The organism is Streptomyces sp. STAM6, from assembly GCF_054963715.1.
Window position 1 is genome coordinate 77581 of sequence record NZ_JBUEFZ010000011.1, and the last position, 13869, is coordinate 91449.

The 13869-nt window shown below is 72.7% G+C and carries 12 protein-coding genes; 6 read left to right on the forward strand and 6 right to left on the reverse strand.

Annotated features, from left to right (window positions below; all coding sequences use genetic code 11):
• The first annotated feature begins 25 nt into the window (after positions 1 to 25).
• Positions 26 to 715 (forward strand): hypothetical protein, encoded by a 690-nt coding sequence (locus ACY34K_RS15930; RefSeq protein ID WP_462747364.1) that lies wholly within the window; start codon positions 26 to 28, stop codon positions 713 to 715.
• Positions 716 to 920: 205 nt separating this feature from the next.
• On the opposite strand, the gene ACY34K_RS15935 is transcribed toward ACY34K_RS15930, so the two are convergent.
• The 4 genes from ACY34K_RS15935 to ACY34K_RS15950 form a co-directional block, all read right to left on the reverse strand.
• Entirely contained in the window at positions 921 to 1415 is a 495-nt protein-coding gene (locus tag ACY34K_RS15935; RefSeq protein ID WP_462747366.1) for a hypothetical protein, read from the reverse strand.
• A gap of 267 nt (positions 1416 to 1682) precedes the next feature.
• Positions 1683 to 2438 carry a ZIP family metal transporter gene (locus tag ACY34K_RS15940; RefSeq protein WP_462747367.1) on the reverse strand — a complete coding sequence of 252 codons (756 nt, stop codon included), beginning with the start codon at positions 2436 to 2438 and terminating at the stop codon, positions 1683 to 1685.
• Positions 2439 to 2673: 235 nt separating this feature from the next.
• Positions 2674 to 2889, reverse strand: coding sequence for a ferredoxin (locus tag ACY34K_RS15945; RefSeq protein ID WP_462747370.1), 216 nt, complete (start codon positions 2887 to 2889; stop codon positions 2674 to 2676).
• 5 nt (positions 2890 to 2894) lie between these two features.
• Positions 2895 to 4088 carry a cytochrome P450 gene (locus ACY34K_RS15950; RefSeq protein WP_462747372.1) on the reverse strand — a complete coding sequence of 398 codons (1194 nt, stop codon included), beginning with the start codon at positions 4086 to 4088 and terminating at the stop codon, positions 2895 to 2897.
• A gap of 114 nt (positions 4089 to 4202) precedes the next feature.
• Between ACY34K_RS15950 and ACY34K_RS15955 the strand changes: the two genes are divergently transcribed.
• Positions 4203 to 4826, forward strand: coding sequence for a TetR/AcrR family transcriptional regulator (locus tag ACY34K_RS15955; protein ID WP_462747374.1), 624 nt, complete (start codon positions 4203 to 4205; stop codon positions 4824 to 4826).
• A 146-nt stretch (positions 4827 to 4972) separates the two neighbouring features.
• Here the strand turns inward: ACY34K_RS15955 and ACY34K_RS15960 are convergent, their stop codons facing one another.
• Together ACY34K_RS15960 and pgm are read right to left on the reverse strand one after the other, a co-directional pair.
• Entirely contained in the window at positions 4973 to 5626 is a 654-nt protein-coding gene (locus tag ACY34K_RS15960) for a hypothetical protein (protein WP_462747376.1), read from the reverse strand.
• A gap of 93 nt (positions 5627 to 5719) precedes the next feature.
• Positions 5720 to 7360, reverse strand: coding sequence for a phosphoglucomutase (alpha-D-glucose-1,6-bisphosphate-dependent) (gene pgm, locus ACY34K_RS15965; RefSeq protein WP_462747378.1), 1641 nt, complete (start codon positions 7358 to 7360; stop codon positions 5720 to 5722).
• A gap of 405 nt (positions 7361 to 7765) precedes the next feature.
• Here pgm and ACY34K_RS15970 point away from each other — a divergent pair, with 405 nt between their 5' ends.
• The 4 genes from ACY34K_RS15970 to ACY34K_RS15985 all read left to right on the forward strand — a co-directional run bounded on the left by ACY34K_RS15970 (position 7766) and on the right by ACY34K_RS15985 (position 13861).
• A complete protein-coding gene (locus ACY34K_RS15970; protein WP_462747380.1) occupies positions 7766 to 8305 on the forward strand; it encodes a hypothetical protein in 540 nt (179 codons plus the stop codon).
• 435 nt (positions 8306 to 8740) lie between these two features.
• Positions 8741 to 10918, forward strand: a complete 2178-nt coding sequence (locus tag ACY34K_RS15975; RefSeq protein ID WP_462747382.1) for a hypothetical protein — start codon at positions 8741 to 8743, stop codon at positions 10916 to 10918.
• A 91-nt stretch (positions 10919 to 11009) separates the two neighbouring features.
• Entirely contained in the window at positions 11010 to 12548 is a 1539-nt protein-coding gene (gene pelF, locus ACY34K_RS15980; RefSeq protein WP_462747384.1) for a GT4 family glycosyltransferase PelF, read from the forward strand.
• Entirely contained in the window at positions 12545 to 13861 is a 1317-nt protein-coding gene (locus ACY34K_RS15985) for a hypothetical protein (protein ID WP_462747386.1), read from the forward strand. Before pelF ends, ACY34K_RS15985 begins: the two co-directional genes overlap by 4 nt.
• Positions 13862 to 13869: the final 8 nt, after the last annotated feature.

A 13869-nucleotide genomic window follows, 5' to 3' on the forward strand; every position in this document is an offset into this window, starting at 1 on the left:
TGAGGCGGCTTCCATGCCTGGATGGATGGACCTGGCTTACACCACGGCCGGCGGTGTCGTCGGCGCCGCGGTGACCAACTACCTCTCCATGAACCAGGAACGCCGGCAGCTGCGAGCAGCGGTCATGCAACAGCTCCTCCGCGTCGCCGCGGTGCGGGACAGGGTGTGCGACATCGTGCCGAGCGGGCGGGAGGGTCCCGCGCGGCATGTGGCCGGGGCGCACCTGCTTGCCGCGGCGCGCTTCGGCGTCACGGCGGTCCTGGAGGACGGCCGTGACGCCCAGCAGGCGCTGCGGGAAGCGATCTCGGATCTTGTGGTGGCCGCGCTCTCGGCGGGCGTGCCCCGTGCGGTCCTGGACTTCGCCGGAGGCGGCGAGGAACGGGCCCTGCAGTGCGAGGTTCTCAGAGTGATCGATTCCCGCCTGGGCGGTGTCCTGGGTGAGTCGCTCGAAGAACTCATGACGCAGTGTGAGGACTACCGGCAGGCGACGGCCCAGCACCTGCTCCGGGCGCTGTGGCACCCCTGGCGGACACGGTTGCGGATGCGCGTGCGCCTACGCACATTGCGTCGAGATGTCGCCGTACTCCATCGCAGACAGGAAGCGGCGATGTCTGCGCTGGCTCAGCCGGAGCACATCAATGTCCTCACCGAGCGACTCGGTCGGCTTTCGGACCAACACCCAGGACGTGCCACCAACCCGGGACCGGCGGCATAGACGGTGCCGCTCGGTGTCGATCGGAGCGTACTGAAGGTGTTGCGGGCGGTGGGTTCAGCTTCCTCCAGGGAGGGACTCCGCGCCTCACTCGTGCTCCGGCTCCGCGAACGCATCCGATTGCCCGCGCCGGACAGGACGTCGTCGCGGCGCGGGACGCGCGAGGGGCCCGGTGTGCCGGCCGGGCCCCTCGGTACGGGTGGTGCGGTCAGTCGATGCGAACGCAGACCGGCACCGGGAGCCTGGGCGACCAGGTCTGGGTGGTCTGGTCGAAGGCCCGGGCGTACCCGTTGTTCCCGGGCGCGCACGGAGAGGCGATCGTCGTCTCGACGTAGATCGCTCCGCCGGGAGTGATCGAGTGCGGCTTCGCTGTCACCCACTTCCGGAACATCACCGTTCCGTTGTTCAGTTTCACCGTGAGGAACACCCGTCCACCGACGGTGAAGTGACCGCCACCTATCTTCAGGTGGTTGTTGAACGTGTACTTGAACAGGAACGGTTGCTGCGGTGCCTTGGTCGGAGGCGTCTGCGCGAGCGACTCCGGGGCGAGGGCGCTGGTTGCGGCCGCCGGTCCCGCGGCCGGCGATGTCGCCGCCGCGGCAGGGGCCGTGCTGAGGGCGACCACGGCCAGGGTGGTCGCGGCGACGGCCGAGAACCTCAGCCGCCGTGTGCGGTGCGGCGCGGAACGCGCGAAAATGTGCATGACTGCTCCTGGAAGTCTTGGGAGCGCGGTGTGGCAGCGAACTGTGCCGGTCGCCGGGCGAGGGGGCGGACCGGGGCTGCTGTGGGCTGTCGAGAGTCGCGATCGCTCGTGGGTGCCGACCGAAGGCCTGGCACGCATTCTCACTCGATCACCGAGTCTAGAATATGCCACTTAAGCCCACAAATTGGATGAATAGTGACATTATCAACCACTGGCTGTGGGTACGGCGTTCACTCAGGAGCGTGAGGGGGCGCGGTGCGATGGTCGTCAGGCATGAGACAGGGCGAAGGAGACCAGGAAGCCGCTGACGGTGATGAGTCCGATGGCCAGGTGCGCCTTCTCGAACGCCTCCGGAATCATCGTGTCGGCGACCATCGCGAGGATGGCACCGGCCGCCACCGCGGTGATGGCGGCGACGGCCACGGTGGGCAGGCCGCCGACCACCGTGTGGCCCAGGATCGCGGCGGCGGTTCCGGCGGCCGCGATCGCGCCCCAGACGCCGAAGACGTACCCTTTGCCGCGGCCCGCCCTCCTCATGCCGGCGGAACTGGACATGCCTTCGGGGATGTTGCTGACGAACACCGCCACCACGGTCACCGTGCTGACCGCACCGCCGTCCAGGAGGCTGACTCCGATGACGGCGGACTCCGGGACTCCGTCCAGCAGGGCGCCGAGGGCCAGCGCCAGTCCGGAACCGGCCGCCTCGCCCTCGGACGGCTGCTGCTGCCGGTGGCCCGAGCGCTTCCGGTGCCGGGCGCCGCGCCGGGCCAGCCATACGTTTCCCGCGGTGTAGGCGACCGCTCCCCCGACGACCCCGACGGCCGTGGCACCGAGCCCGCCCTGCGCGTACGCCTCGTCGACGAGCTCGAAGGAGACCGCGGAGAGCAGGACTCCCGCGCCGAAGGCCATCACCGAGGCGATCAGCCACTGCGGAATCCGCAGGGCGTAACCGAGCACGGCGCCCATCAACAGCGCGGAGCCCGCCGTCAGACCCCACGCACCTGCCTGTAACCATCCCGCCATGCCACCCTCACTACCGCCGCGCCGGTCGGCGCCACAAGCAACTGGGGGCCGACTACCCGAAGTCGGGCGGTGATCCCGGCGAAGGTGACGATGACGCCGTAGAGGGTGAACAGACCGCCGATGATGCGGCGGATGTCGAACACAGCCGGGCCGCGGTGGCCGACTTCTCTTCCGGCTCGGAGACTTCGCGTCACAGTTCGGACACGTGCTCGACCCACGGCGAAGACGACGACGCTCAGGGGCGCGGGCCGATCGGTCGGCTGCCGTCCCGGACGACGATCGCCATGGCCGGGCAGGAATCCGCGGCGTCCAGGGCACGTTCGTCGGGCGCGATGCGATCGCTCACCGGCTCGGCCCTGTCGCCGTCGAGGCGGAAGAGGTCCGGCGCCATCCCCGCGCACATCCCCGAACCCATGCACTGTTCCCGGTCGATCTCAGCGGTCCACGACACGGTGTTCACCACCCCACCGGCATGTCGCGGGGGCCGCGCACCAGCATCTGGTTCTTCCACGTCACGTCCCCCGCGAGGTGGAGCCCCGGGAAGCGGGTGATGAGAGCCTGGATCGCCTCCTGGAGTTCCAAACGGGCCAGTGGCGCGCCCAGGCAGTGGTGGACGCCGTGACCGAAACCGAGGTGCTGCACACCGGTCCGCGTGATGTCCAGCCGGCCGGGGGCGTCGAACTTCAGGGCGTCGCGGTTGGCGGCTCCCACCGCCACGAGCACCGGCTCCCCCGCGCGTACCAGCGTGCCCCCGACCTCGATGTCCTCGGTGGCGTAGCGCGGGAAGGCGGCGCCGCTGCCGAGGGGGACGAACCGCAGCAGCTCCTCGACGGCGCCGCGGACGAGGTCCGGCCGCTCGCGCAACAGCCGGAGCTGCTCGGGGTGGTCCAGCAGCGCGTGCACGAAGTTCGGGATCTGGCTGGCGGTGGTCTCATGGCCGGCCACGAGGATGCCGACGCACAGATCGACCAGTTCCAGTTCGGTCAGGCGGTCATTGGTGTCCCGCGCCTCGATCAGCCCCGTCATCAGATCCGGTCGTGGGCGGCGGCGATGGTCCTCGATCAGCCCGGCCATGTAGGCGCGCAGTTCCTCCTGGTTGCGCTCCGCCTCCTCGGCCGTCAGCGAGCTGGTCGACAGGGCCGCGTCGCTCCACACGCGGAACTTCGGCCGGTCCTCCTCGGGGACGCCGAGCATGCGGCAGATCACCGCGACGGGAATCGGCAGGGCGTATCCCTCCACGAGGTCGGCCGGCGGGCCCGCGTCCTCCAGTTCGTCCAGGAGGCCGTGGGCGAGTTCACGCACCTGGGGGCGGAGCTTCTCCACCTGGTGCACGGTGAAGGCCTTCGCCACGAGGGTGCGCAGCCGGGTGTGCTCGGGCGGGTCCATGCCCAGGATCCCGGCGTCCTGCCGGCCTTCGGACTGCCGCGGTTCGTCGTGGCGCGCGGCGTCGGCCCGGCTGAAGCGGCGGTCGCCGAGGACCAGCCGCGCGTCGGCGTAACGGGTGGCGAGCCAGGCGGGTTCACCGTACGCCATCCGCACCCGCAGGAGTCCCGGCCGCCGGAGCGCGTCCGTGTAGGCGTCGGCCAGCCCTAACCCCTCCGGTTCGTTGAAGGGATAGGCGAGCGGTGTCTGCTCGGCCGTGGTCGTCATGGGTGGACCTCCCCTGTGTAAGCAGCTGCTTACCAACCTAGAGTGGGGTCGATCGGCGGTCAACGGCGCCTGGACCAGGGCGCTTTGGGTCGTGGCCGGACATGGAGGTGGCGTGTGACGGTGGACGAGTCCCGGGCGGAGCCCGCCCCGGACGGCGGCGGCGCCGTGCCCCCGCGTGCGCGCGGCGGTCCCGCGACGCGGGACCGGCTGCTCGCCGCGGCGTCCGCGCTCTTCGCCGAGCGCGGGTACGAGCGGGCCACCGTGCGTGACATCGCCGCCCGCGCGGGGGTCAATCAGGCGCTGCTGTTCCGGCACTTCGGGTCGAAGCAGGGCTTGTTCGGGGAGGTGGTGGCCCGGGGCGGCCACGCGCAGCTGCGCACCACGCCTCCGGAACAGATCGTCGAGGTGGTGCTGCGCAGCATGCTCCAGGCCCCGGTGGGCGGCGAGGGCGAGGGCCCCCGCCAGTCCCTGGAGACGCTGCTGCGCTCGCTGGGAGGGGACGACGAGGTGTCCGCGGTGGTCACGGCGCTGGGCGACGACTACGCGCGGGTGCTGGCGACCTTGAGCACGGCCGAGGACAACGGCCTGCGCGCCGACCTCGCGCTGTCCTGGCTCCTGGGCATCGGACTGATGCGCGTGGTCGTCGGCAGGCGGCCACTGGCGGACGCGGACGCCGACGAAGTGTGCCGGCTCGTCGTGGGGACCCTGCGGGGCCTGCTGGAGGGCCTGCCGGACTGACGCGGGAGGCAGGGACGCCGGGAGCGGGTGTCCCTGCGCCCGGTGCCCAGGTCGCCCGGAGCCGTGGCGCCCCGGAGTTCGTCTGCGGGTCGTCACCCGGGAAGGGCGCCTCCGGCGCGTGCCGGGGGCGCCCTCCGGGCGGCTCCCTACGACCGCTTGAGGATGTCCGCGCGGGCCGCGACGTCCAGCGCCGTGTCGAGCCGGAGGGTGGGCTCGTGATGGGCCTGTGCGAAGGAGAGCAGGTCCGCCACGGCCGCCTCGTCGACGGCGCGTTCCTCTGCCAGCGCCGTGAAGCGGGCCGCGGCGTCGAGGAACCGCTCCTCCCGCTCGGCCGGCAGGCCCTCCGTCGGCAGACAGTCGAGAAACTCCCCCTCCGACGCGACCCAGGACGCGGCGCCTTCGAGCCCGTCCTCCCGCAGTTCCTCCGGGTACGGGATGCGGTGCCAGGCGTCCCGCTCCCACCAGTACACGAAGCCGAACAGGTTCCCCTGGGCGTCGTCGCGCAACAGGTCCCACGGAAGCCATGCGGGACCGCCGGCCAGGAAGTCGATCTGTTCGCCACCGACATGGGTGTGGCTGCCGTCGGGATCCTGGCCGACGAACACGGCTCCGTGCCCCTCGACGAACGTCAGCCGCCACCAGCCGCAGCCGTCGGCCGAGTGGCACCACACACCGTCGTCGTCCACGGCGTACTCGTTGTGGTTGTCGCCCGCCATGGCGATCATCGCCATGGTCGCGGCCCGGGCCCACAGCCGCTCGGGGCGTTCGAGGTCCTCGGGCAGGCTCGGAGTGTGGATCACGCGGTCCCCCTCAGGTGTTGTGTCGGCCAAGCCTGGCACATACGCCCACCTGGTGTTCCCGGGGGACCGCGGTGCGCCGGGGCCGGCCGCGTCTCAGGCGCCGAGGGCGGCCGACACCACGGCGCGGGCCTCCTCCTGCACGCGGCTCAGGTGGTCGGGACCGAGGAAGGATTCGGCGTAGATCTTGTACACGTCCTCGGTGCCCGACGGGCGGGCGGCGAACCAGGCGTTGGCGGTGGTGACCTTGATGCCGCCGATCGCGGCATGGTTGCCGGGCGCTTCGGTGAGGACCGCGGTGATGGGGTCCCCGGCGAGGGTGTCGGCGGTCACCTGGCCGGGAGAGAGGCGGCCCAGAACGGCTTTCTCCTCACGCGTGGCGGGGGCGTCGATGCGGGCGTAGGCCGGCTCGCCGAAGCGGGCGGTGAGGGCCGCGTAGTGCTCGCTGGGGGTCCGCCCCGTCACGGCGAGCATCTCCGAGGCGAGCAGCGCCAGGGTGATCCCGTCCTTGTCGGTGGTCCACACGGAGCCGTCGTGCCGCAGGAAGGAAGCACCCGCGGACTCCTCCCCGCCGAAGCCGAGCGTGCCGTCGGCCAGTCCGTCGACGAACCACTTGAAGCCGACGGGTACTTCGACGAGTTCGCGGCCGAGGTCGGCGGCCACGCGGTCGATCATCCCGGAGGAGACCAGGGTCTTGCCGACTTTGGCGGCGGCCGGCCAGCCGGGCCGGTTGCGGTAGAGGTAGGCGATGGCGGTGGCCAGGTAGTGGTTGGGATTCATCAGACCGCCGTCGGGCGTGACGATGCCGTGGCGGTCGGCGTCGGCGTCGTTGCCGGTGGCGATCCCGTAGCGGTCGCGCTGCTCGATCAGGGACGCCATGGCGTGCGGCGAGGAGCAGTCCATCCTGATCCTGCCGTCCCAGTCCAGCGTCATGAAGCGCCAGGTGGGGTCGGTGTGCGGATTGACGACGGTCAGGTCGAGCCGGTGCTCCTCCGCGATGCGGCCCCAGTAGGCCACCGACGCGCCGCCGAGCGGGTCGGCGCCGATGCGTACGCCGGCCGTCCGGATCGCGTCGAGGTCCAGGACGGACGGCAGGTCGCGCACGTAGGTGCCGAGGAAGTCGTAGTGGCCGGTGGTGTCCGCGGCCAGCGCCCGCCGGTAGGGCAGCCTGCGCACGTCCTTGAGGCCGTCCGTGATGATCTCGTTGGCGCGCTCCTGGATCCAGCCGGTGGCGTCGGACCCGGCGGGGCCGCCGCTGGGCGGGTTGTACTTGAATCCGCCGTCGGAGGGCGGGTTGTGGGAAGGGGTGACCACGACACCGTCGGCCGGGGCGGTGGTCCGGCCGCGGTTGTGGGTGAGGATGGCGTGGGAGACGGCCGGTGTGGGGGTGTAGCCGTCCGCGGAGTCGATGAGGACGGTCACGCCGTTGGCGGCGAACACTTCCAGGGCGGTCACCCTCGCGGGCTCGGAGAGGGCGTGGGTGTCCGCGCCGAGGAACAGGGGCCCGTCGGTGCCCTGCCGGGCGCGGTACTCGCAGATCGCCTGGCTGGTCGCGGCGATGTGGTCCTCGTTGAAGGCCGTCGCCAGGGAGGATCCGCGGTGGCCCGAGGTGCCGAAGGCGACGCGCTGGGCGGGATCGGCCGGGTCGGGGTGCAGCGCGTAATAGGCCGTCACCAGGCGGGCCACATCGATCAGGTCCTCCGGTCGCGCCGGCCGGCCCGCACGCTCGTTCGACATCGGTCCACTCCTCCGTCAGATGGTGTCATCGGTGCAAGGGTCATGGTCGCTCGTCCGTGCTGTTTCACGCGCCCACCCACCCGTATCGCGGGCCGATTTTCGAACGTCACCCCGTACGCCCCGCTCGACGCGAACCGGAATGACCGGGTCAGGACGGCGAACGACATGTCCACCATGGCGGAATACGCCATTCCTTCACAACGTGGAGCAATCGCTTACAAGCGGAGAGTCACTCCCCATGGCCGCCCGCGCCCATCGCTCCGACCGGGGGCATATGCGTCCCCCCGGCTTCCGACGACGCCCCGCCGGCACCGGAGGGGGCCTGGTCGGTTCGAGCCGAGGCGGCGTACGCCCGTGCGGCCGGGGGCAGACGGCCGCGCCGGACGTGACCTAGCCTCCCGCGGCATGCGCATCACACACCGCAGAAAACTGACGCTGTCCGCGCTCCTCACCCTCGCGGCCCTGCTGTTCGGCCTCGGCCAGCCGGCCGCCGCGGCCGAGCCCGCCGCCGCCGACCTCACCTTCGCGGCCGACCAGCAGACCGTCACCCCGGGCTCCACCGTCAATCTGACGATGACCTTCACCAACAACCAGCAGACGGACATCTGGTTCGTCTACCAGTCGGTGCAGCCGACCTGGCTCACGACGCAGCGCAAGGACCTCAAGTACGCGTTCACGTCGTGCACCGCGGACGGCGTCACGTGTACCGGGACCGGCACCACCAGCCTCGGCATGAACTACGCGATCCCGCTGGCCCCGGGAGCCACCCGCACCGTGACGCTCACCGTCCAGATCGCCGCCGACTCCGGCTGCAACGGGAACATCGGCTTCTACTCGTACCTGTACTACGAGTACAACAACGGCCAGGCCACGAAGGACGGGGTCGTCAACACCCCCGAGACCCGGGTGGTGTGCGCCACCAACCCGGCCCCCGTACAGCCCTAGGGGCGCCGAACCGGGCCCGACGGCGGCCGGTCGCACCTCGCGTGCGACCGGCCGCCGCGCCGTTCTGGCCGAAACCCGCATCCCTCGCGGCGCCCGGTGGGACCGCGCCACACCCGGCCGAGCACCGGCGCCGCGGTCGCGACCGCAAGCGATTACTCGCGGGCGGCGCCTGCCCCCGTGCCGGTCCGGGAAGGGCTCGGGACGGGCCCCGCGCAGACCTTCGACGGCCCGTCCTGGACCTCCCGCCCGCGCCGGGGCACCTGCGCTTTTCCGTCATGTTCCACGTCGCGCTCACGAAACCTCCACACAGGCCGCACTATGTGACGCGTCGGAGCGGCACGGTGACGCCTCAGTGGGAGCGCCCGTGACGCTGGGGGGTGGGGCACGTCCGCCAGGGAGAGGCGGGCTGCCCTTCCGGGGGAGGGAATGCACCGCATGCAGCGGACTCTGCGTACGACCGCGCTCACCGTCGGCGCGCTGTTACTCGGGCTCGGGTCTCCGGCCACGCCCGCGACCGCCGCGGAGGCGGACCTCGCGCCACGCATCGACCTGAGGGTGCTGGTCGTGACGGACGGCGGGCCGGCCACCGCGGCGGTCGCCGCCGAACTCGACGGCGCGGGCACGCCCTACACGCTCGTCGACCTGACCGAGTCCGGCCGGCCCGTGATCGACGCGGCCTTCCTCGCCGACACGGTCGACGGCCGGCCGCGTGCCAAGTTCCAGGCCGTCGTGCTGCCCAGCGACGCGCCGTTCCCGGCCGGCTCGCGCGAAATGGCGGCACTCGTCGCGTACGAGAAGACCTACGCCGTCCCGCAGGTCGACGCGTACACCTACGCGCGGCCCCAGACGGGACTCGAATACCCGGTGAACGGCGGCTACATGGGCTCCGTCGACGGCCTCCGGGCCGAGGTGACCACGGCGGGCAAGGCGGGCCCCTTCGGCTACCTCGACGGCACCGTGCCGTTCGAGGACAACGCCCCGTCGGTGAGCGAGAGCTACGCGTTCCTCTCCCGACCGGCCCCCGGAGCCGACTTCACGACCTATGTCGACGCACCGATACCCGGCCGGCAGACCCGCGGCGCGCTCGTCGGCGAGTACCGCCACGACGGCCGCCGTGAACTGGTGGTCACCTTCGCCTACAACCAGTACCAGCAGCAGTTCCGGGTCCTCGCCCGCGGCATCGTCGACTGGATGACGCAGGCCACGAGACTGGGGACGTCCCGCAACTACTTCGCGGTGCACGTGGACGACGTCTTCGCCGCCGACGACCGCTGGAACCCGACCCTGAACTGCACACCCGGGGACGTCGACTGCCGGCCCGGCGAGGGCACACCCGACCCGATCCGGATGACCGCCGCGGACGTCGAGCACGCGGTCCGGTGGTCGCGCGAGCGCGGCTTCACCCTGGACATGGCCTTCAACGGCGGCGGCAGCGTGGAGCACCGGGAGGAACACGGCGGTGCCGACCCGACCGCCGACCGGCTCATCGCCGACCGTGACGCGTTCCGCTGGATCAACCACACCTACGACCATCCGTACCTCGGGTGCGAGCAGGACGTCAGCAGCGTCCCGTGGAAGTGCGCCACCGAGCCGGACGGCAGCACCCGCTACGTGAGCCGGGCCGAGATCGACCACCAGATCGCCGGCAACCGGACGTGGGCCGAGCGCGCCGGGCTGCCGCTGCGCCCCGACGAGTTGGTCACGGGGGAACACTCGGGGCTCAAGCTGCTCCCCCAGCAGCCCGAGGACAACCCGCACCTGGCGCCGTCGCTGACCGCCAACGGCATCGGCTGGCTCGGCGCCGACAACTCCCGCGACCCGGGTCAGCGGCGGGTCGGCTCCGCCCTCACCGTCGCCCGCCATCCCATCAACATCTTCTACAACGCGGGCCGTGTCGCCGAGCAGGTCGACGAGTACAACTGGATCTACACCAGCCGCGCGCAGGGCGGCAGCGGCCTGTGCGAGGAACTGGCCACCACCACCTGCCTCGACCAGCCGCTCGACGCCGCCACGGGGTACACCGGCCACATCGTGCCCCTGGAGACGCAGGTCGCCCTCGGGCACGTGCTCTCCGGAGACCCCCGACCCCACTTCATCCACCAGTCCAACCTGGCCGAGGACCGCATCGGCTACCCCGTGCTCGACGGCGTGCTCGACCGGTACGCCGCCCTGTACGCGGCCGACACCCCCCTGGTGAACCTGACGATGAGCGGCATCGGCGCCGAGCTGCGCGACCGGGCGGCGTGGGACGCCGCGCTACGGGCCGGTCACGTCACCGCGTACCGGATCGGCTCCACCGTGACCGTGCAGGCTCCCGCCGGTACCCCCGTCGCCGCCACCATGCCGGCCGGCACGCTGCGGACCACCGGGAGCGGCCCCACCAGATTCGGCGAGCCGTACGCCGGCACCGCTTCGGGTCGGGTCGCCGGCACCGGCGACGGCGCGCTGGACCTCACGCTGCCCGCCGCCTCCGCCGGCCCGGTCACCGCACCCGCCGACGCGACGCCCCGGGACACCGTCCGTCCGCGGGTCCCGGCCCCGTTCGGCCCGGCCCCGCGCACCCCGGTGCCCGCGGGCGTCGCCCGGCCCGTGCCGTACGGCGCCGAGCGCTGACCGAGCCCCACCTCTCCCCACCCGGCCTCGTCACCGGTCCGCCGCCGGTCCGGTCGCCCCGGGCCGGTCCCTGCTGCCGTGGAGCACGTCCATGCACGTTCGGCACCACACGCCGCGCACCGGCGCGGCGCGCGTCACCCTGCTCACCGAAGGCACCTACCCGCACAGTCACGGCGGGGTCAGCGTCTGGTGCGACCAGCTCGTGAACGGCATGCCCGACATCGACTTCGAGGTGATCGCGGTCACGGGCACCGGCCGCGAGCCGCTCGTCTGGGACCTGCCGCCCCACGTGACCGAACCCGTCTCCGTTCCCATGTGGGGACCGACTCCCGCCGGCGCGCCGCCCCGCGGCCGCCGCGAGCGTCGGCTGATGGCGGCGTACGAACGCTTCCTCACCGCCCTGCTCGACCCGGAGCGGGAGGAGCTTTTCGCGCCGGCCCTCCACGAACTGGCCCACGCCGCCCGCGACGGGCTGCTCAGCCCCGCGCTGCGCGGCGACCGGGCCGTCGCCGTGCTGACCGGGGTGTGGAACCGTCCCGGCCTCACGGTCAGGGAGGCGCGCCCGACCCTGCACGACGCCGTGACGGCGACCAGCCTGCTGGAACACGCGCTGCGGCCGCTGGCGGCGGACCCGCCGCATCGCGGGGTGGCCCATGCCGTCAGCGGCGGGATCGCCGTCCTGCCCGGCCTCGCGGCGCTCGAACTGCACGGCGTCCCGCTGCTGTTGACGGAGCACGGCGTCTATCTGCGCGAGCGCTACCTCAGTTACCGGAGTGCGCCCTACCGCTGGCCCGTGAAAGCGGTGCTGCTGGGCTTCTTCCGGCTGCTGGCCGGGGAGACCTACCGGCGGGCCTCTCTGATCACGCCCGGGAACCGCTACAACCGGCTGTGGGAGGAACAGGGCGGCGCCGATCCCCGGGCCATCCGCACGGTCTACAACGGTGTCGATCCGGCGGCGTTCCCCGCCGCGGGTCCCGAACCGGAGCGCCCCACGCTCAGCTGGGCGGGCCGGGTCGACCCGATCAAGGACCTGGAGACGCTGATACGCGCCTTCGCGCTGGTGCGGGAGCGGCGGCCCGACGCGGTGCTCCGGCTGTTCGGCGGCACCCCCCGGGGCGGCGAGGCCTACCGGGAACGGTGCGAGGAGCTCGCCCGCTCGCTGGGCCAGGGCGACGCCGTGACCTTCGAGGGCCGGGTGGACGACATCCGGGACGCCTACGCCGCCGGGAACGTGGTGATGCTGTCGAGCATCAGTGAAGGCTTTCCCTTCACGCTGATCGAGGCGATGTCGTGCGGGCGGGCCACCGTCTCCACGGATGTGGGCGGCGTGCGCGAGGCCGTGGGCACGGCCGGGCTGGTGGTGCCGCCGCGCGATCCGGAGGCGATGGCGGCCGCGGCGCTGGAACTGCTGGCGGACGCCCCGCGCCGGGCGGACATGGGTCAGGCGGCACGGCTGCGGGTGATCGAGCAGTTCACCCTCCGGCAGACGGTGGAGACGTTCCGGTCCATCTACCTGGAGCTCTCCTCCACCACCCATCGGCAGGTCCCCGCCACCGCCGATCAGTCGGTCCTCTCCTCCGCCCCGCCCGGACTCGTCCCGCTCGCCGGCCGCGGGAGCGTGGCGGGATGAGCGGGCCGGCCCTCCCCCGGCCCGACAGCGACACGGTCTCCCTGCGGATCGTGGGACCCGTCGACGAACTGGCCGCCGAGCTGGCCGATCGGACGGCGTGTGCCGTGCACCCCTACGAGGTCGCCGCGTTGCTGGAGTCCGAGGGACTGACGGGCGAGCAGGTCCGTGAACGCTACGGGCACCCGGACATCTTCTCCCTGGCCGAGGAGCTCTACCGCCGGGTGCCGCGCGACTTCCCGGAGCCGCCCGCCGTCGCGGACCCCTGGGCGCCGGACCACCTGCGCTGTGTGCTGCGCGGCCTGCTGTTCGCGCTGCCCGGCCTCGCCTACCCCCTCACCGCCCCGTTGTGGCGAGGGCCGGGGGCGGTCGGCGCACTGGTCGTCGCCGGTCTGGTGTCGTGGGCCTGGGGCCAGGCACTGGGCCACCGCACCTATGTGCGCCTGGCCGTCGGCCGCCGGGAGGCCGGGCTCACACTGCTGGGCGGGGCCCCGGCGGGAGCGGTCCTCGCCTCCCTCTCGGCGCTGCTGGTGGCGGGACCGGGTACGGCGGCGCTGTTCGCCGTGGGCCAGTCGGTGTACCTCGCGGCCGCGGGGGTGCTGCTGGTGCTGAGCCGCGAGCGGTTGCTGGCGGTGGCACTGCTCCCGCTCGTCGTCGGCGCCCTGCTCACGCGGTGGGAGCCGGGCCCGCTGTGGCGCGCCGGACTCCCCCTGCTGACCGTCCTGGCGGCCGCGGGCCTGGCGGCGTACACGGTGCGGGGCTGCCTCCGGACCGCCCCGGTGCCGGGTGCGGCGCGGCCGGCCTATCTGCCTTCGCTGCCCTACGGGCTGTTCGGGCTCGCGGCCGGTGTGCTGGTGCTGTTCGCCGGCGCCCAGCGGCCGTACGCGGTGGTCGCGCTCACTCTGAGCATGGGTCCCGCCGAATGGCTGCTGTACCGGTTCCGGGGCCTCGCCGTGGCGGCGCTGCGGGCTTCCGCCACCATGCGCGGGTTCCGGTTGCGGGCGGGGCGCGCCCTGGTCTGCTGTCTGGCGGCGTACCTCGCCCTGCTCGTTCCCGCGGCGCTGGTGACGGGGGCGGCGCCCGCGGAACTGGCCGCCCTGGGGGCCGCCTTGTGGACCGCCCTGCTGCTCCAGGCCTTCGGCGTCGCATGGATGCCGGCGGCCGTCTGCCTGGCCGCCGCGGCCGCCGTCTCCGTGGCGGCGATCGGCGGCGCACCACCGTGGCCGCACCTGTCGGCGGTCTGTTGCGCCGCCGCCGCGGTCGTCCTGACCGGGGTGGCCTCGCGGCTGTTGGGCCGTCCCTCCGCTCACGTCTGATCGCGTTC

Coding starts and splice junctions, on each gene's coding strand:
- ACY34K_RS15985 (WP_462747386.1), top strand. CDS start 12,545: ATGAGCGGGCCGGCCCTCCCCCGGCCCGACAGCGACACGGTCTCCCTG.
- ACY34K_RS15970 (WP_462747380.1), top strand. CDS start 7,766: ATGCGCATCACACACCGCAGAAAACTGACGCTGTCCGCGCTCCTCACC.
- pelF (WP_462747384.1), top strand. CDS start 11,010: ATGCACGTTCGGCACCACACGCCGCGCACCGGCGCGGCGCGCGTCACC.
- pgm (WP_462747378.1), bottom strand. CDS start 7,360: ATGTCGAACGAGCGTGCGGGCCGGCCGGCGCGACCGGAGGACCTGATC.
- ACY34K_RS15975 (WP_462747382.1), top strand. CDS start 8,741: ATGCAGCGGACTCTGCGTACGACCGCGCTCACCGTCGGCGCGCTGTTA.
- ACY34K_RS15935 (WP_462747366.1), bottom strand. CDS start 1,415: ATGCACATTTTCGCGCGTTCCGCGCCGCACCGCACACGGCGGCTGAGG.
- ACY34K_RS15950 (WP_462747372.1), bottom strand. CDS start 4,088: ATGACGACCACGGCCGAGCAGACACCGCTCGCCTATCCCTTCAACGAA.
- ACY34K_RS15940 (WP_462747367.1), bottom strand. CDS start 2,438: ATGGCGGGATGGTTACAGGCAGGTGCGTGGGGTCTGACGGCGGGCTCC.
- ACY34K_RS15930 (WP_462747364.1), top strand. CDS start 26: ATGGACCTGGCTTACACCACGGCCGGCGGTGTCGTCGGCGCCGCGGTG.